The organism is Pleomorphomonas sp. JP5 (assembly GCF_023721815.1).
Classification (GTDB): domain Bacteria; phylum Pseudomonadota; class Alphaproteobacteria; order Rhizobiales; family Pleomorphomonadaceae; genus Pleomorphomonas.
The window spans coordinates 296,953-312,621 of the sequence record NZ_JAMDLI010000007.1; the positions used below are offsets into that span (position 1 = coordinate 296,953).

At 66.9% G+C, this 15,669-nt stretch carries 19 protein-coding genes; 11 read left to right on the forward strand and 8 right to left on the reverse strand.

Annotation, left to right across the window (positions count from 1 at the left end; translation table 11 throughout):
* The first annotated feature begins 1 nt into the window (after nt 1).
* Nucleotides 2-1,177 carry an ABC transporter permease gene (locus tag M4J40_RS08405; RefSeq protein ID WP_251753633.1) on the forward strand — a complete coding sequence of 392 codons (1,176 nt, stop codon included), beginning with the start codon at nt 2-4 and terminating at the stop codon, nt 1,175-1,177.
* A 75-nt stretch (nt 1,178-1,252) separates the two neighbouring features.
* Here M4J40_RS08405 and M4J40_RS08410 read toward each other — a convergent pair whose 3' ends face one another.
* Nucleotides 1,253-2,194, reverse strand: coding sequence for a helix-turn-helix domain-containing GNAT family N-acetyltransferase (locus M4J40_RS08410; RefSeq protein WP_251753635.1), 942 nt, complete (start codon nt 2,192-2,194; stop codon nt 1,253-1,255).
* A 401-nt stretch (nt 2,195-2,595) separates the two neighbouring features.
* Here M4J40_RS08410 and M4J40_RS08415 point away from each other — a divergent pair, with 401 nt between their 5' ends.
* The 3 genes from M4J40_RS08415 to M4J40_RS08425 all read left to right on the forward strand — a co-directional run bounded on the left by M4J40_RS08415 (nt 2,596) and on the right by M4J40_RS08425 (nt 4,485).
* Entirely contained in the window at nt 2,596-3,006 is a 411-nt protein-coding gene (locus M4J40_RS08415; RefSeq protein ID WP_251753637.1) for a hypothetical protein, read from the forward strand.
* 12 nt (nt 3,007-3,018) lie between these two features.
* Nucleotides 3,019-3,594 (forward strand): DUF1499 domain-containing protein, encoded by a 576-nt coding sequence (locus M4J40_RS08420; protein WP_251753639.1) that lies wholly within the window; start codon nt 3,019-3,021, stop codon nt 3,592-3,594.
* Nucleotides 3,595-3,984: 390 nt separating this feature from the next.
* Nucleotides 3,985-4,485, forward strand: coding sequence for a hypothetical protein (locus M4J40_RS08425; RefSeq protein ID WP_251753641.1), 501 nt, complete (start codon nt 3,985-3,987; stop codon nt 4,483-4,485).
* Between the two features lie 166 nt (nt 4,486-4,651).
* Here the strand turns inward: M4J40_RS08425 and M4J40_RS08430 are convergent, their stop codons facing one another.
* Nucleotides 4,652-4,807 carry a DUF3563 domain-containing protein gene (locus M4J40_RS08430; protein WP_251753643.1) on the reverse strand — a complete coding sequence of 52 codons (156 nt, stop codon included), beginning with the start codon at nt 4,805-4,807 and terminating at the stop codon, nt 4,652-4,654.
* A gap of 140 nt (nt 4,808-4,947) precedes the next feature.
* Nucleotides 4,948-5,832, reverse strand: a complete 885-nt coding sequence (locus M4J40_RS08435; RefSeq protein ID WP_251753645.1) for a LysR family transcriptional regulator — start codon at nt 5,830-5,832, stop codon at nt 4,948-4,950.
* A 148-nt stretch (nt 5,833-5,980) separates the two neighbouring features.
* Between M4J40_RS08435 and M4J40_RS08440 the strand changes: the two genes are divergently transcribed.
* Nucleotides 5,981-7,978, forward strand: a complete 1,998-nt coding sequence (locus M4J40_RS08440) for an FAD-dependent oxidoreductase (protein WP_251753647.1) — start codon at nt 5,981-5,983, stop codon at nt 7,976-7,978.
* 157 nt (nt 7,979-8,135) lie between these two features.
* Here M4J40_RS08440 and M4J40_RS08445 read toward each other — a convergent pair whose 3' ends face one another.
* The 5 genes from M4J40_RS08445 to M4J40_RS08465 all read right to left on the reverse strand — a co-directional run bounded on the left by M4J40_RS08445 (nt 8,136) and on the right by M4J40_RS08465 (nt 12,304).
* The gene (locus M4J40_RS08445) at nt 8,136-8,294 is read right to left on the reverse strand and encodes a DUF3563 domain-containing protein (RefSeq protein ID WP_251729853.1); all 159 of its coding nucleotides are present in this window, start codon (nt 8,292-8,294) and stop codon (nt 8,136-8,138) included.
* Between the two features lie 146 nt (nt 8,295-8,440).
* Nucleotides 8,441-9,217, reverse strand: a complete 777-nt coding sequence (locus tag M4J40_RS08450) for a phosphotransferase enzyme family protein (RefSeq protein WP_251753648.1) — start codon at nt 9,215-9,217, stop codon at nt 8,441-8,443.
* 89 nt (nt 9,218-9,306) lie between these two features.
* Nucleotides 9,307-10,005, reverse strand: a complete 699-nt coding sequence (locus M4J40_RS08455) for an ABC transporter ATP-binding protein (protein WP_251753650.1) — start codon at nt 10,003-10,005, stop codon at nt 9,307-9,309.
* Complete coding sequence (locus tag M4J40_RS08460) at nt 10,002-11,132, reverse strand: ABC transporter permease (RefSeq protein ID WP_251753652.1); 1,131 nt, start codon at nt 11,130-11,132, stop codon at nt 10,002-10,004. The genes M4J40_RS08455 and M4J40_RS08460 overlap by 4 nt, the downstream gene beginning before the upstream one ends.
* Nucleotides 11,129-12,304, reverse strand: coding sequence for an efflux RND transporter periplasmic adaptor subunit (locus M4J40_RS08465; protein ID WP_251753654.1), 1,176 nt, complete (start codon nt 12,302-12,304; stop codon nt 11,129-11,131). The genes M4J40_RS08460 and M4J40_RS08465 overlap by 4 nt, the downstream gene beginning before the upstream one ends.
* Between M4J40_RS08465 and M4J40_RS08470 the strand changes: the two genes are divergently transcribed.
* The 6 genes from M4J40_RS08470 (at nt 12,252) to M4J40_RS08495 (ending at nt 15,669) form a co-directional block, all read left to right on the forward strand.
* A complete protein-coding gene (locus tag M4J40_RS08470; RefSeq protein ID WP_257235150.1) occupies nt 12,252-12,977 on the forward strand; it encodes an RNA polymerase sigma factor in 726 nt (241 codons plus the stop codon). The genes M4J40_RS08465 and M4J40_RS08470 overlap by 53 nt on opposite strands.
* Nucleotides 12,974-13,390 (forward strand): hypothetical protein, encoded by a 417-nt coding sequence (locus tag M4J40_RS08475; protein WP_251753657.1) that lies wholly within the window; start codon nt 12,974-12,976, stop codon nt 13,388-13,390. Before M4J40_RS08470 ends, M4J40_RS08475 begins: the two co-directional genes overlap by 4 nt.
* A 3-nt stretch (nt 13,391-13,393) precedes the next feature.
* Nucleotides 13,394-13,828: a periplasmic heavy metal sensor gene (locus M4J40_RS08480; RefSeq protein ID WP_251753659.1), complete on the forward strand. Its 435-nt coding sequence runs from the start codon at nt 13,394-13,396 to the stop codon at nt 13,826-13,828.
* A 97-nt stretch (nt 13,829-13,925) separates the two neighbouring features.
* The gene (locus M4J40_RS08485) at nt 13,926-14,225 is read left to right on the forward strand and encodes a hypothetical protein (protein ID WP_251753661.1); all 300 of its coding nucleotides are present in this window, start codon (nt 13,926-13,928) and stop codon (nt 14,223-14,225) included.
* 11 nt (nt 14,226-14,236) lie between these two features.
* Entirely contained in the window at nt 14,237-14,479 is a 243-nt protein-coding gene (locus M4J40_RS08490; RefSeq protein ID WP_251753663.1) for a hypothetical protein, read from the forward strand.
* A gap of 911 nt (nt 14,480-15,390) precedes the next feature.
* Nucleotides 15,391-15,669, forward strand: coding sequence for a zinc ribbon domain-containing protein (locus tag M4J40_RS08495; protein ID WP_251753664.1), 279 nt, complete (start codon nt 15,391-15,393; stop codon nt 15,667-15,669).

The window sequence follows — 15,669 nt, forward strand, 5'->3', positions numbered from 1 at the left end:
CATGGCCTCCGCCATCCGCCAAACACTCGTCATGACCCGCGCCAACCTGCTCAGTCTGCCACGGCGCCAAGCCATTTCCCTGTCGATGAGCCTGTCCATCGCGCTCGTCGTCATGGTGCTCGCCGGCTTCCTGTCCATGGCCAAGGGCTTCGAGCAGGCACTGAGGGGCGCGGGCTCCCCCACCGTGACCGTCATTCTCGGCGGCGGCACGTATCAGGAAGTCGGCTCCGACCTGCCACCGAATGTCGTCCGTTCCATCCTGGCGAGGCGAAGCGACCTCGGCGTCCGTCGCGATGCGGCCAGCGAGCTGATCGCCTCGCGGGAACTCGTGGTGCCGGTCGACGTTCGCCAGCCGGGAGAAAGCCTCGGCCAGACCATGGCCTTGCGTGGCATGGACCTCGCCGGACTCTCGCTGCGCGACGGGGTCACGCTTTCGGCCGGTCGGCCGTTTGCAAAGGGCAGCCGCGAACTCCTCGTCGGCGACCGTCTGGCGCGCGACTTTCCCGCCTTCGGCGTCGGCGACAAGATCCGTCTTGGCGCGGTGGATTGGACAGTGAGCGGACACTTCTCCGCTGGCGGCAGCGCCTTCGAATCCGAGCTCTGGGCCGACCTCGACGCCGTCCGCGCCGGCTTCGACCGGCAGGGAGAGGTACAGACGCTGCGGGTGAGGCTCGACAGCCCGGCCGCCATCGCAACACTGAGAGACGCTCTGTCCGACATCACGGAGACGCCACTTGTCATCACGTCGGAAGCCGATCTCTATGCCGGTCAGTCCGGGCGCACCGCCGACCTCATCCGCCTGTTCGGCTGGCCGCTTGCGCTGTTGATGGCGGTGGGCGCCGGCGCCGGAGCGCTCAACACGATGATGAGCTCGGTCGCCGACCGCACCGCCGAGATAGCCATCGTCCGGACGCTTGGGTTCGGCCGCCTGGCCGCCTTCGCCTCGACCTGGATCGAGGCGGTGCTGCTGTCGCTGGCCGGAGCGGCCATCGGCGTCGCCGCGTCCTGGGCCCTCTTCAACGGTTGGCAGGCGAGCACCGTCGGCGCCAACAACACGCGCATGATGTTCCAGCTCGCCGTCACCGGCGACGTGATGATGACGGCCGCCCTTCTCGGCCTGGCGATCGGCGCGATCGGCGGCGCGCTGCCGGCCATCGTCGCGATCCGGCGACGCTGATCAAGACCGTCATCGCCAAGGAGCTTGGGGAAACGCGGAGGCAGCATGGGGATCGGATCTTCGGCTCCGGTCCCTTTACGCCCGGCGCCTGACGAAGCGCTGTTCGAGCAGCGTCTTTCCCCATTGCACACCCACCGCCTCCTCGGCGAGCACGAAACCGCGCGACTCGTAGAGATGGCGGGCGGCATCGAGGCCGGCGAAGGTCGTCAGGTGCGTCTCGGCAAAGCCGTGCCCGTCGACAAAGGCCAGCGCCGCGTCCAGCAGCCGCTTTCCCGCCCCGCCGCCGCGCAGGCCGTCGGCGACGATGAACCAGCGCAGATGAGCGACGTCCTCGCCCATGTCCTCGCCGTCGACCGCCACCGAGCCGACGATCGTTCCGTCCCGCCGCGCCGTCCAGACCCCGTTGCGCGGATTGTCCAGACGGGGGCAGAAGTCGGCGAGCCCGCCCGCCACCAGCGCCTCGAATGGCCGCCCCAGCCCGTGCTCCCGGGCGTAGTAGCGCATGTGCATGTCGGTGACGCGAGCGACGAGCCCCGGATGATAGCCAGCGACGATCTCGATCGCGGACGCATTACCGCTGGCATCGCTCCGCCCTTCCAGCGCCTTGCTGTAGAGCCGTAGCCCGTCGAGGACGATGCGATCCTCGCCTGCCCCGAGACGCTCCAGGGCCCCGGCGACCTGCCGGCGGGCAAAGGCATGGATGGCCGCCACCCGCCCGCGCCCTTCGGCAGTCAATGACAGGACCTTGACCCGACCGTCGGCCGCATCTGGCGCCTCACTCACGTCACCCGAGGCGACCAGCTTGCACAGCATGCGGCTGACGCTGGACTTCTCCAGGCGCAAGCGGCCGCCAAGCTCGCGCGCGGTGAGGCCGCCCGTCTCGATCTCGATCAGCGCATGAACGGCCGACGGCGACAGGTCGGTGCCCGCGAACGCGCCGCCCATGAATCCCCAGTCGCGGACCAGGGCGCGCGACAGGGCGCGGATATCTTCGATGACGGCTGGATCGACGTTCATGAGGCCTCCGGCAATATAGTTGCATGATACAACTATCCTGTCGCAGAATGCAATCTCTCCCCCGGTCCCCGACGCTCTCGAACAGGCGGCGTCAGCGTCCCAAGCCCCCGCGAGCAAGCCTAAAAAGCGGCGTTTCCCATTTACGAGTCATTAACCAGAGGGCGGAGTATTCACCATGCAAGCCATTGAAAGAAAGCCGGATTCGTAATCCGCCAACCTTCTCCACCAATGCTCCACCGTTCAAGTGTTAACCCCGCCACGAAATTGCCACGACATCTCCCGTCACCCACCTCAATCCCGGCATCGGCGCGACCCATTCGCAAGGCATCTATTGCCCATCGGAAGACACCGACCGAAGGCCCGGCTGGTGGCGAAGCGACAAAGCGGCAAGGACGACAGAGATGACCGACAGGATCGACGACACCCCGTTCAATGCGAACATCGGACACCATGAGCTTTCCGTTGGAGCGGGCGCCTCCATCGTTGTGGCCGTCGCCGCCTCCCTCATCCTGGCGGTGACGCTGCTGTTCGCCAGCCTCAGTCCGGTACGGGCAGCCGAGACCGTGCCCGCCGTCGCCACGCTGGACGCGAAGACCGGCGCCATCCATCCGGTCGGCAACCCCGTCCCCTTCGTCAAGGCGCTGCCGCGCGACATGAGCTACGCCATCACGCCGACGCCGGCGCCCGACCGGTCGAACAGCCTTGCCATGATCGTCGTCATGGCCGTTCTCGCCGGTTGGCTCGCGGTTTCGGCCGACCTCTGGCGCGCACTGTTCAATCGGGTTAAAAGCTGGGATCGCTCGCACTCGTGAACCCGGTATCCAATGTCCCCTTTGCGTTTCCTCGGTTTGGTGCTCGCAGCTCTTTTCGGCGCATTCCTGCTCCTGGTGCTTGCCTTCTACACCTACGGCCGGGAAGCCAGCTGGGACGCGGTGTTCGGTGCGGCCGATCTCGGACCCTATGATTTTTCGGTGCCCTCGCGCACCGGCAAGCTCAACGACACGCTCGCCTGCCCGGCCGACGACTGCAAGAAGGGCATCCCCGACATCGAGACGCGTCGCTACAACCTTCCGCCGGCCGCCCTGTTCGCGGTGGCGGAAAAAGCGGTCAGGCGCCTGCCTGGCAAGGTACGCGCCGTGGGCGCCAATCCGGTCAACACCCGCTTCCGCGTGATCGTCTACTCTCCGCTGCTGCGCATGCCCTCGACGCTGTCGGTTATGGTAGCGCCGGCCCGTGGCGGTGGTTCGTTCCTCTACGTCTATTCGCGCAGCCAGATCGGCTATTACGACCTCGGGCGCAACATGACCAACATCGTCGCCCTGATCTCGGGCATCGACGCCGAGCTCGCCGCGACCAAACCCACGGAACCGGCTCCGGCCCAATCGCCTCCCGCGCAGTGATACCGCTTCCGTCAGGTTTCGACCTTCTAGGCGAAACCCGCTTGAGCCCGATGAGGCCAGATCAAGCGGAACGGGTATGAGAGGGACCGGCGAGACCGGTCCGCGGAACTCCCCTTCGATCACGCACAACATGACGTCAGGCGGCGCGATGCCCTTTCCGTGGCGGCGGATCCCGTCCGGAGGCGGCGTTCACGCGCGCCTACACGCTTTTGCGATCCATTATCAAATCGGCGCCCCGCAACTGTCATCGACCGCCCGTTTCCGTGTGATCGAAGGCGCCCTAAATCTCGGTCATCGGCAGCGAGCACAGACCTCCAGTGACCTCCCCCGCTGCCAGACCATGAAACGACTTGGACGCATATGTCCTTTTGAGAATTTGGAGTTTTGAAAATGAAGACCTCCCTGATCGCTTCCCTCGCCCTCGCTGCCGTCCTCGTTCCCTCGATCGCCAGCGCCGCCTCGCTCGTCCAGTTCGACCCGGCCGCCCGTGACAACGACCCGCAGTTCGTCTCCGTCGTCCACACCGATGGCGTCAACGCCGCCGCTGCCAAGGCCGACGCCGCCCGTTATGCCGCCGCCGAGCAGAGCCTGAAGTCCGGCGCCGTCATCGGCACCCACGGTTCGGAAGGCTACGGCGTCGTCACCAGCTTCAACCCGGCCGCCCGTGACAACGATCCGCAGTTCGAGCGCGCCGTCGTCATCGGCAACTCGGCCAACGCCGCCGCTGCCAAGGCCGATGCCGCCCGTTACGCTGCCGCCGAGCAGAGCCTGAAGTCCGGCGCCGTCGTCGGCACCCATGGTTCGCAGGGCTACAGCGTCGTGACGACCTTCGACCCGGCCGCCCGTGACAACAACCCGCAGTTCAAGAGCACCGTGGTCTTCGCGAACTGACCATCGGCCAGAGACACAGCAAAAACGGCTTCCCGCGAGGGGAGCCGTTTTTCATTTGGGGCTGCGGTGAGATGAGATAGGAGCGGATACGACAAAGCGCCCGTACCGTCAGGTATCGAGCGCTCGACGTCATATCGGGGCTTGCCGGCTTGCTGCCGTCCTGTCCTCAGAGGCCGAAACCGCGGCGGGCGCGGTTGTTGAGGTTCCGCTCGCGGGCCTCCAGGTCATACCGGTCGCCGGCCTCGTTGAGGTAGGCCATGTCGCGCTCGATCTGGGTGGGAAGGTGGAGGGCCTTGGCAGCGCGCTTGAGGGTGGCGAACATTTCGATTTTTCCTTTCCTAGACCGGAGGTTTCCGGCCTCTTTTCTCTTCTCTCTTTGACGCCCTCAATATAGGCCCGCCAGCCGTCGCGGCCTAATCGCAAGTTCTGAAAGCTACTTTCAAATTCTCTATGGTCACCGTCTCACCGGCTTCGATCGCGCGGCCAGGCGTTCGCCACGGTGGCGACCAGCGACTGCACCGGCGAGGCCAGCAGCGGCCGGTAGGCGATGGCCAGCATCAAGGGTTCCGGGCCGTCGACCAGAGGCCGCATCGACAGGGTCGCCGGCATCAGCCGCTCGGCATAATCGGGCATCAGAGAGAAGCCGTCTGTGGCCATGATCAGCGAGAAGGTCGAGGCGATGTCGCCTGCAACATGGGTCGGGGACAGCGCAAGGCCGCGCAACTGGCCCCAAATGTCGATCTCTCCGCGCAGGAACGGTGCGACGCGCTGATTGACGGCGATGTAGGTGTGGCCGACCAGATCGGAAAAGGTCAGCGCCTCCCGCTGCGCCAGAGGATGACCGGTCTGAAGAAAGACGCTGATGCGGTGGTGATCGATCGGCTCGAAATGCAGATCGACGTCGGCGACCGACGGGCGGGCGAAGGCAAGGTCGAGGTTGCCGTCCTTCAGATCCTGAATGAGTGCGGTCGACGGAGCGCTCGTCACCTCGATGTCGACCTCGCCGGCGATCTCCCGCGCCAGTCGCCGAAACTGGGGAAGAACGAAGGTTTCGAGCCCCGGAATAATACCGACGCGGATCATCATCGGCGCATTGCGAACGACGTCGACGGCGTCGTCGAGCTGCTTCAAAACCTGCCGTACATGACCGAGAAACAACCGCCCGGGCCGCGTCAGGACCACGCCCCGTACCCGCCGGTCGAACAGCTCGACGCCCAATTCCCGTTCAAGATCCTTGAGTTGGCGGCTGAGCGATGGCTGGGCCGTGTGCAGCCGCGTCCGGGCGGCGGCGCTGACGCTGCCCTCGTCGGCCACGGCTACGAAGTAGCGAAGGTGCCTCAGCTCCATTGCGTATATATCTCCTGAGTATGGAGCGCAGGCCTATCAAGTCTTTGTAGGGATGGCAACGCCGGTTCTAGGGTGACGCCAACCTGCCCGGCCGGGCAGCGGCATGAGCCAGCAACCGAAGGCGCGGACGCGAGCCGCGAACAGTCCCATGAAAGAGAACCACGAGATCCTGTTCGAGCCGATGAAGATCGGCAGCCTCGAAATCAAGAACCGCTACGTCATGGAGCCGATGGGTCCGGGCGGATTGTGCGATGCCGACGGCACCTACAACTATCGCGGCGTCGAGTATTACGTCGAACGCGCCAAGGGCGGCGCCGGCTTGCTGATGACCGGCGTCACCATGGTCGAAAACGACATCGAGAAGTGTGCCCTGCCCTCGATGCCCTGCCCGACGCTGAACCCGCTCAACTTCGTCAAGACCGGCAAGATCATGACCGAGCGGGTGCACGCCTATGACGCCCGCATCTTCCTGCAGCTCTCCGCCGGCTTCGGCCGCGTATCGATGCCGTCGATCGTCGGTCGCACCGCCGTCGCCCCGTCGCCGATCCCGCATCGCTGGATCGACGGCGTGACCTGCCGCGAACTGACCATCGAGGAAATCAAGACCTACGTCCGCAAGTTCGCCGACAGCGCCGAAGTCGCCCAGCGCGCCGGCTTCGACGGCATCGAGATCCACGCGGTCCACGAGGGCTACCTCCTCGACCAGTTCGCCATCTCCATGTTCAACCAGCGCACGGACGAATACGGCGGCAGCCTGGAGAACCGCCTGCGCTTCGCCGTCGAGATCGTTCAGGCGATCAAGGAACGCTGCGGCAAGGACTATCCGGTCTCCCTGCGCTACTCGATCAAGAGCTTCATCAAGGACTGGAAGAGCGGCGGCCTGCCGGGCGAAGAGTTCGTCGAGATGGGCCGCGACATTCCCGAGGGCATCGAGGCGGCCAAGCTCTTGGAAGCGGCCGGATACGACGCCTTCAACGGCGACGTCGGCTCCTATGACAGCTGGTACTGGAGCCACCCGCCCATGTACCAGGAAAAGGGCCTTTACCTGCCCTACAACAAGATCCTGAAAGAGGTGCTGAAGGTGCCGGTGATCACCGCCGGCCGCATGGACAACCCGGACCTCGCCGCGGACTCCATCGTCTCCGGCAAGACCGACTTCGTCGGCCTCGCCCGCCCGCTGCTCGCCGACCCGCAACTGCCCAACAAGGTGCGCGCCGAGAAGATCGATCGCATCCGCCCCTGCCTTTCCTGCCAGGAAGGCTGCATGGGCCGCCTTGCCAAATACTCGCAGATCTCCTGCGCCGTGAATCCGGCCTGCGGCCGAGAAGCGGAATACGGCCTGACGGCCGCGCTCGAGAAGAAGTCGGTGATGATCGTCGGCGGCGGCATCGCCGGCATGGAGGCGGCCCGCGTCGCCATGCTGCGCGGCCATGTCGTCACCCTCTACGAGAAGTCCGACCGTCTCGGTGGCGTCGTCATCCCCGGCGGCGTGCCCGACTTCAAGGAAGACGATCACGACCTGATCCGCTGGTACGAGCGCGAGCTGCGCGAACTCAAGGTCCCCGTGATCTTCAACAAGGAAGTGACCGAGGAGACGGTGCGCCTTGCCAAGCCCGACGTACTGATCGTCGCCACCGGCTCGCAGCCCAAGCGGCTCAACATCGGCGATGCCGACAACGTCTACACCGCCGAGGACGTGCTCAACGGCGTCAAGCCGGCCGGCGACAGCACCATCGTCATCGGCGCCGGCCTCGTCGGCTGCGAGACGGCGCTGTGGCTGCACGACCAGGGCAAGAAGGTGACCATCGTCGAGCTGGCGCCGAAGATCCTGGCGCTGGCCGGCCCGCTCTGCCACGCCAACCACGACATGCTGCACGATCTCCTGATCTACAAGAAGATCGACATCATGACGTCGAGCTACGTGGCCGAGCCGGTCGAGGGCGGCTTCAAGGTGAAGAGCGGCGACAAGGAGACCACCGTCGCTGCCGACAGCGCCATCGTCGCCATCGGCTACCGCTCCGAGCGCAGCCTCTACGACAAGGTCCGCAACCTCGTTCCCGAGGTCTACAGCTTCGGCGACGCCCGCCAGGTGTCCAACATCATGTATGCGATCTGGGACGCCTACGAGGTCGCCCGTTCGATCTGATCCGACCGAGCCGACAATGACAGGCCGCGTCGCCCCCAGGGACGGCGCGGCTTTTTCATGGGCCGGAGCAAGAGACAAATACGACAAAGCGCCCGAACCGGTCAGGTATCGAGCGCTCGACGTCGTATCGCAGTGTCGGCTTGTTGCCGTCCTGGCCTCAGAGACCCAGGCCCCGGTTCGGCGCGCGGCGGCTGAGATTGCGCTCGCGGGCTTCGAGGTCGTAGCGGTCGCCGGCTTCGTTCAGGTAGGCGAGGTCGAGCTCGGCCTGGCTGGGAACGCGGAGGGCCTTGGCAGCACGCTTGAGGGTGGCGAACATTTGGGTTTTCCTTCTTTCCTGACCGGAGGTTTCCGGCCTCTTTCTCTTTTCTCTTTGACGCCCTCAATATAGGCCCGACAGCCGCCCTGACCTAATCGCAACTTCTGAAAGTCGCCTTCAGATTTTCTATAAGTAGAATTCCGCCCTCAGCCGAGAAAGGCTTGGGTGAGCCGCTCTCCTAGCCGCTCTACATGGTCGATGTCGGCGAGGTAGAGCGCGGCTTCACCGGCTTCCACATCCTCGACGAAGGTCTCGTCGCCGGCTTCGGCCCGTCCGCGCATGAAGGCGACCAGCGTCCGCAGACGCTCGGCGATCATGCCCGGCAGACGCCGCCTTTCCTCCGCCGTCGCGCCATAGGCGTCGCAGAAGATCCGCGCCCGCGACAGCTGCGCCTCCTGATCGAACACCCCGCCCTGGTGGCCGGGCGAGAACAGCGGCGCCCAGCGATAGACCGCATAGGCGAGGTCCCAGAGGGCCGGCGCCGGATGGATGGTGTCGAAGTCGATGAGACCGACGGCGACGCCGTTCTCGCCAGCGACATTGTAGGGCGCGAAATCGCCGTGGCAGACGATGTCGCGCGGCGCTCTCGGCTCCAGCATCCAGACCTGCGGCTGGCGGTCGCTTTCCAGAAAGCCGCGCGAGGCCGCATGAAACCTCGCGAGAAGCTCGCCCGCCGACCGCAGCATTGTCTCGGAGCCGGTGATCGGATCGCCAAGGTCCTCGGAGACGCGCCCCTCGACGAAGCTCACCACCTCCTGCCCCGCCTCGGTGATGGCGATGGGACGAGGCGCCCCGTCAAAGCCGGCCGCCCGGATGTGGGCGAGGAAGCGATGCACCGTCGGCGTCCACGGGCCAGCCGGTCGTGTCACGCTGTCGCCGTCGCGCCAAATCTGCCCGGTGCGTCCCCCTTCAAGCGCCTGCATATCCCCTCCTCCGAACAGCTTCAGCGGAGCGACCTCACAGGCCGCCTTCTGCTCTGTTTGGGTCAGGCGCTCCCGCGATGCAAGACCGGTCAGCCGCCGTATCGCTCGGTGCCCGCGACGATCTTGCCGTCGGCGATCGACACCACCCGGTCGAACAGGTCCAGCGCCCGGTCGTCGTGGGTCACCACCAGCACGCCAACGCCGCTTTTCGTCGCTCCCTTCAGGAGTTCGAGCACCTGCCGGCCGCGCGCGCCGTCGAGCGCCGCCGTCGGTTCGTCGGCGAGGATCAGCGCCGGCTGGTTGGCAAGCGCCCGCGCCACCGCCACCCGCTGCTGCTCGCCCCCCGACAGGCGCGACGGCAGGCTGTCGAACCGTTCGCCAAGGCCCAGTGTCGCCAGCAGATCGCGCGCCCGTGCCTTCGCCTCGCCACGCGGCGCGGCGTCGATGAAGCGGGCCAGCTCGACATTCTCGGCGGCGGTGAGGAAGGGAACGAGATTGGCCTTCTGGAACACGAAGCCGATGGCCCGGCGGCGCAATGCCCTGAGCGCCGGCTCGGCGTGCCGGTCGGGAAAGATGCGCGTGCCGGCCACGGTGACGGCGCCATCGTCCGGCCGGTCGAGCGCCCCGGCGATCAGCAGCAGCGTGCTCTTGCCCGAGCCGCTCGGTCCCTTCAGCGCCACCATCTCCCCGGCATCGACGGCGAGCGACGCCCCGTCGAGCACGGCAATGCGCTCGCCGCCATTGTGGAAGACGCGGCTGACGCGGTCGATGTCCAGCACGGCGGTCACGACAGCGCCTCGCGGGCGTCGATGCGCGAGGCCCGCCAGATGCCGGCGATCGAGCCGATCAGACAGGTGACGACGACGATAGCCGACACCTGCAGGGCCGCGCCGCTATCCACTACGATCCGGCGCGGGAAGAGCGGCGCCACGGTCGCCTCGATCCAGAAGCCGAGCGCGATGCCGGAAACCGCGAGCAGGCCGGTCTGGTCGAGGATCAGTCGGAGAACGACTCTGTCGCGGGCGCCCATCAGCTTCAGCAGCGCAATGGTGTGCTGCTTCTCCACCGTCATCGCATAGATGGTGACGGTGACGACGGCGGCAGTGATGACCGACAGCAAGCCGGTGAACAGCAGGATCTGCTTGCGAAGCCGCTCCAGCCGGCCGTTGATCACCAACCCCAGCTGGTCGTCTCGCGTCAGCGCCGCCACGTCCGGCCACGTCCTGATACGGTCGAGCACCGCGAACGACGACCGCCCCGGCTGGAGAGACGCGGTAACGGCCGACAGCGCCGCCCCGTCTCCGGGCGTCACATCGCTACTGGCGCGGGCCAGCTCCACCGCCTCCGGCGGTCGGTAGCCCTGGACGCGCCGGAAGTCGGCGGCAGCGACCGCGACCATGGGGTCGCCGCTCGGTTCGACCATACCCTCCATCAGCCCGACGACGGTCAGCGTCTCGCCACCGACCGTGACGGCGCCGCCGATGGCAACGCCCAGAGAAGCGTCAACGACGATCTCGCCGGCCGATCGCAGCAGCCGGCCAGACATGAGCGGCAGCCAGCCGCCATCATCCGTCAGATCGAGCGACAGAAGCGAAGCGGTCTGCCGCCGACCGTCGGCGGTCACCGTTTCCGAGGCGAGAGCGAAGGCACGGGCCGCCCGAACACCCGGCACGGCGGCGACCCGGTCGACCAGCGAGCGGGGAACGCGCGACGTTTCGGCGAAGGGACCGGTCGTAGCCGCCTCAACCACCCAGATGTCGGCATCCACCGTCCGCACCAGCTTGGTCGCGTCGGTGACGATGCCGCGATAGATGCCCTGCATGACCAGACTGCCCGAGGTGAGAAGACCGATGCCGAAAGCAGTCAGGAGGAAACGCACCGCCGAACGGCCGATATCGCGGATGGCAAGGTTCACGGGACGATCTCCACCCGCCGCCCCGGCCAGACGCTGCCGGGCGGCAGCACATGCGTTCCCGGCGCGACGCCGTCGAGGCGGACGCTGTCTTCGCCATAGGAGAGCACGTCGACGGAAAGGCGCCGCGCCCGCCCCGCTTCGGCGGCCAGCACATAGGGCGCTCGTCCCTCCCAGCCCAACGCCACCAGTGGCGCCACGACGGCATCCGGCACGGTTCCGACGGTGATCGACGCCGTCACCCGCTGACCGATCGCCCAACCGGCCGGCGGCGCGTCGAGCCGCACCCTCACCCGGCCCTCCCGCGTCTCCGGATCCAGCGAACGGTCGACTGCCGCGACCCATCCGCTCACCGTCTGCCCGGTGGCGGCAATGCGAAGGCTGACCGGCGCCCCGGCCGCCACCTTCGCCATGGACGCTTCGTCGAGGCGAATGTCGGCGGAGAGCGTCGCGGGATCGACCATCTCGACAACGGGGCTTCCCGGCGACATCAAGGCATGGGCAGAGGCCGGCACGTTGGTGACGATGCCCGAAAAGGGTGCCTTCAGCGTGTAGTCGGCGAGCCGCGCCGCAAGTTCGTCGGCACTGGCGCGCGCCGCCGCCCGATCGGCAGTAGCCGTTGCCTGGGCGGCCTCGGCCACCTTGACGTCGAGGCTGGCGGTTTCGGCCGTCGTCGCCGCGCTGTCGCGGTCGGCCTCGGTGGCATGGCCCGAGCGCGCCAGCGCTTCGATCCGCCGAAGACGGGTGGCGGCCTCTTCCGCCGTGGCGCGTGCCTTGGCAAGGGCGACCTCGGCGCTCTCCAGCGACCGCGACGCCGCGTCGGCCCTGGCCTGGGCGGCCCGCAGGTCGGCCTCGGCAGCCCGTGCGTCGAAACTGGCCAGGGTGACGCCGCGCCGGACCGTGGCGCCCGCCGTTACCTCGACGGACATCAGAACCGCCTGCACCGGCGCGGCGAGCGTGGCCCGCCCTTCCGCCGTCAGCGTGCCGACGCCGCCGACGGTTTCGCGGAACTCGCCCTCGATCACCATGGCGCCGCAGAGCTTCAACGGCATGGCGCGGGAGGAGGCATAGGCGACCACGACCGCCGCCGCGAGCAGCAGCAGGACGAGGGGAACGGGGCGGATGTGTCTGACGAGCGAGCGGGCCGTGCTCTCGGGTCTGGGGGCTGTTATCATTGGAAACCTTGAGCCGTGTGTCCCCCTGCTACGAACGGACGCTGCCTTTCCCTCGTTTTCGGCGAGGGGAATCGTCATCCGCCCCGTAGCAGCACCGGAACGAGCAACACCGGGCACCATGCACGCCGACAGCGACGAAAGCCTCCTCAAGAAGATATCGGCTGGCGATCAGCGGGCGCTGCGCCTTCTGATGGATCGCCACATGGCGCGCGCCATCCGGCTTGCAGAGCGGGTGCTGCGCGACGCGGCGGCTGCCGACGACGTGGCGCAGGAGGCCTTCGTCAGGGTATGGAAGCATGCGTCGCGGTTCGATGAGGACAAGGCCCAGTTCACCACCTGGCTCTACCGCATCGTCGTGAACCTGGCGCTCGACCGGACGCGGCGGCCGGGACATGCGCCGCTCGAGGACGCCCTTGAGGTGGCGGACACGGCGCCGGACGGAGAGGAAGCGCTCGCCCGCCGCCAGCGCGTCGCGCTGCTCGGCTCGGGCCTTGCCGCCCTGCCCGAGCGCCAGCGGGCGGCGCTGACGCTGTTTCACCTCGAAGGCCTCTCCGGTCGCGAGGGTGCGGCGGCGATGAATGTCAGCGAGAAGAGCTTCGAGTCGCTGCTCGGACGGGGGCGAACAGCGCTAAGGGCCTGGATCTCGGCAAGCACGAAGGGAAGAACTCCATGATGGGCAAGGAAGAATTCCGCGCAACGGCGATGATCTATGGTGCCGATCTCGCCCGCTGGCCCGCCGGATTGCGCGCCAAAGCGATGTCGTTGACCGCCGAACCATGGGCCGTCGCCCTGCTCGCAGACCTCGCGGATCTCGAAGCCGACCTCGCGGCCGCCGACGTCGACGCCCCGACGCCCGACCGGGTCGGACGGGCGATCGCCGGCACGCTCGACCGGGTCACGGCCCGGCCGCGTCTCTCCCCCGGCCGCCTCCTCGCCTGGGTGGCGGCCGGTGCGGGCGGGCTCGCCGCCTCCGCCGCCTTCGGCATGGTGCTGGCGCTCTATGGTCCCCTGGCCCCGCCGACGCTCGATCCGATTTCCTTCCTGATCGAGGCCGGGGACCTCGCCCTCCCCGGGCTAGGAGGTTGAGCCATGCGCCTGCGCATCATTCTCGCCGTCTCCCTCCTGCTGTCGGTGGCGCTCAATGCCGCCCTCGTCGGCTATGGCTACACGCTCTACCGCATCCGGCCGCTGGCGCTCCTGTCCGATCCGATACCGCCGCAGATGCTGGAAGCGCTGAGCTCACGCCTGCCAGGCGGGGCAGACCAGTTCTTGAGCGAGCGACTGGAAGCGAACCGCCCGGAGCTGGAAGCGGAGCGGGCCGGTTATCGAAGCGCGCTCGAGCGGGCGGCCGGACTGATCGAGGCCGACGTCGTCGACACCGACGCCGTCAAGGCCGCCATCGCCGAGGCCCGCACCTATCGCAGCCGGATGGGCGACGTCTATGTCGACACCTTCGTGGAGATGATCGCTGCCCTGCCCCAGGCCCAGCGCCAGAAGATGGTGGAGCGGTTTCGCAAGCGCTGAACCGCCCCCACAGAACGGAAGACAACGAGCGACGAGGGAAAACGGTCGTCCCGGCGTAGCAGCAAGGTCAAGCCTGACCACCCCGGAGATGCTGACCATGCCATTCTCTTTCCGTCCGCCCCTCGCCGCCCTCGTTGCACCCGCCCTGCTTTCGGGCATCCTGCCCGCCTCGGCCGGCGGCATGGTGATCGTCACCCCGCCCGTCCGCGTGGCGCCAGCGCCCGTCGTGATCGCTCCCCCACCCTACTATTATGCTCCGCCTCCCGTCGTCGTGGCGCCCTACCCCGTCGCGCCGGTGGTCGTGCCGGTGGTCCGCGAGCCCCGCTGCAGGGTTGGCGGCGTGGTCTACGACGGCCCCCGGCGGACTGTGGTCGCCGCCGGCCGTCGGTGCTGGTGAGGGAGGCAGGAATGCATTCTAGCACCTTTTCCCTGGCCCTTGCCTGCCTGCTCGCCTCCACGGTGGTGGCCTCGGCCGGCGACGCGCCCTCGCGCTCGGACATGCGCAAGGCTTGCTCCGCCGACTACCAACGCCTGTGCGGCGACGTTTCGCCCGGTAACGGCGGACTGCGCCAGTGCTTCGCCGACCACATGAGCGAGCTGTCGGCCGCCTGCGTCGACGTTCTCAAGCGGCGGGCGGCTGCCAGGACCTGACCGTCCGTGACGTCACACCGCGGCAAGCCGGTAGACGGAAACATGCGAGCCGGACTGGGCGGGGAACGACGTTCCCGCCAGTCCGCCAACCGCCCTTCCAGCCCAAAGCCGGCCAGCCCCGCCATCGGGTCCATCTTCGACGGCCAGATGTAGCGGTGAGCGGTCGCCGCAAGCTCGCCCGCCGTTCGTCGCCCCGCTCATGCGACGGCAGGGCGCCCAGCCCGTTCCAATGGCGAACTCCAGCGCCCGGCGGCGTCGCCAAGCATGCCCTTCAGCAATTCCAGACTTCGACCGTCAAGTTTAGCCCCAGATCGGCCAAACCTCTCCATGCGGCATGAAAGAGCACCCACTTGGCGGCGCAATACAGGGCCAATCGAGCCATCGGAATGTGACGCCCAGGCGCATTACCCGATCGAGTGAGCTCAATATCCAGAATTCGCTTGCATCGTCTTTATTTCATGAAACTATACTGATGACGTCGTGCACCCGAAAATAAAGGATAGGCGCGGAGGCGTACTGCCCAGAAAGCTTGCCCCGGTAGATCGAGACATCCAGGCCATATGTCCTCTCTTGTTCATCGGGTTCGGCTAGCTGGCTCCATATGTCTCGGCGAGCAGGAAGCGAAAGTCATCGAGGAGCAGTTTAAGGCCAGCGTCGCCCGCAAGCCGATCGGGCTCGGGGAGTTTTTATCGCTCCGTCTCGGGGGCCGCGGGCCAGTTCGGAGACAGCCTATCGGAGAGACGGCATTGACCGGCTCGGGCATGACCGGGATCGGTCATGCGATCGCGAGTACAGATAAGTCGACCCAGTATTATTTATTGTATCTCTCTAGCAACTCCAGCAAAAGCGGGAACCAGCTTTGCGTCCGGAGTTGCGTGAAAACATGCTCTAGACTTAAGGTAGATCATGACATGGCGCATTGCCCATACTGCCTGAGCCCCATCTCCAAGAAAGACGCCGTCTGCCCTGCCTGCGGCGCCGAGAAGGGCTACCTCTATTTCAACCGGAGATCCCGGGGCTTCGGGTTCCTGTTTGTTCTCGGCCTTCTGATCCCGCTGGCCGTCGTCCTGCCGTTTCTGTTCTATTTCCAGGGCATGGGCGCGCCCTTCTGGCTGGCGGCCACCATTGCGCTGGGGCTCGCCATCTTCACCATCCAGCGGTTCGTGACCGGGCCGACCTGGTATCGCTGA

Excerpts from the sequence above, each read along its gene's own strand:
- M4J40_RS08405 (WP_251753633.1), top strand. The coding sequence starts at position 2 with ATGGCCTCCGCCATCCGCCAAACACTCGTCATGACCCGCGCCAACCTG.
- M4J40_RS08465 (WP_251753654.1), bottom strand. The coding sequence starts at position 12,304 with ATGATAACAGCCCCCAGACCCGAGAGCACGGCCCGCTCGCTCGTCAGA.
- M4J40_RS08490 (WP_251753663.1), top strand. The coding sequence starts at position 14,237 with ATGCATTCTAGCACCTTTTCCCTGGCCCTTGCCTGCCTGCTCGCCTCC.
- M4J40_RS08485 (WP_251753661.1), top strand. The coding sequence starts at position 13,926 with ATGCCATTCTCTTTCCGTCCGCCCCTCGCCGCCCTCGTTGCACCCGCC.
- M4J40_RS08410 (WP_251753635.1), bottom strand. The coding sequence starts at position 2,194 with ATGAACGTCGATCCAGCCGTCATCGAAGATATCCGCGCCCTGTCGCGC.
- M4J40_RS08475 (WP_251753657.1), top strand. The coding sequence starts at position 12,974 with ATGATGGGCAAGGAAGAATTCCGCGCAACGGCGATGATCTATGGTGCC.
- M4J40_RS08440 (WP_251753647.1), top strand. The coding sequence starts at position 5,981 with ATGAAAGAGAACCACGAGATCCTGTTCGAGCCGATGAAGATCGGCAGC.
- M4J40_RS08435 (WP_251753645.1), bottom strand. The coding sequence starts at position 5,832 with ATGGAGCTGAGGCACCTTCGCTACTTCGTAGCCGTGGCCGACGAGGGC.
- M4J40_RS08495 (WP_251753664.1), top strand. The coding sequence starts at position 15,391 with ATGGCGCATTGCCCATACTGCCTGAGCCCCATCTCCAAGAAAGACGCC.
- M4J40_RS08425 (WP_251753641.1), top strand. The coding sequence starts at position 3,985 with ATGAAGACCTCCCTGATCGCTTCCCTCGCCCTCGCTGCCGTCCTCGTT.
- M4J40_RS08470 (WP_257235150.1), top strand. The coding sequence starts at position 12,252 with ATGTGTCTGACGAGCGAGCGGGCCGTGCTCTCGGGTCTGGGGGCTGTT.
- M4J40_RS08430 (WP_251753643.1), bottom strand. The coding sequence starts at position 4,807 with ATGTTCGCCACCCTCAAGCGCGCTGCCAAGGCCCTCCACCTTCCCACC.
- M4J40_RS08480 (WP_251753659.1), top strand. The coding sequence starts at position 13,394 with ATGCGCCTGCGCATCATTCTCGCCGTCTCCCTCCTGCTGTCGGTGGCG.
- M4J40_RS08415 (WP_251753637.1), top strand. The coding sequence starts at position 2,596 with ATGACCGACAGGATCGACGACACCCCGTTCAATGCGAACATCGGACAC.
- M4J40_RS08445 (WP_251729853.1), bottom strand. The coding sequence starts at position 8,294 with ATGTTCGCCACCCTCAAGCGTGCTGCCAAGGCCCTCCGCGTTCCCAGC.
- M4J40_RS08450 (WP_251753648.1), bottom strand. The coding sequence starts at position 9,217 with ATGCAGGCGCTTGAAGGGGGACGCACCGGGCAGATTTGGCGCGACGGC.
- M4J40_RS08420 (WP_251753639.1), top strand. The coding sequence starts at position 3,019 with ATGTCCCCTTTGCGTTTCCTCGGTTTGGTGCTCGCAGCTCTTTTCGGC.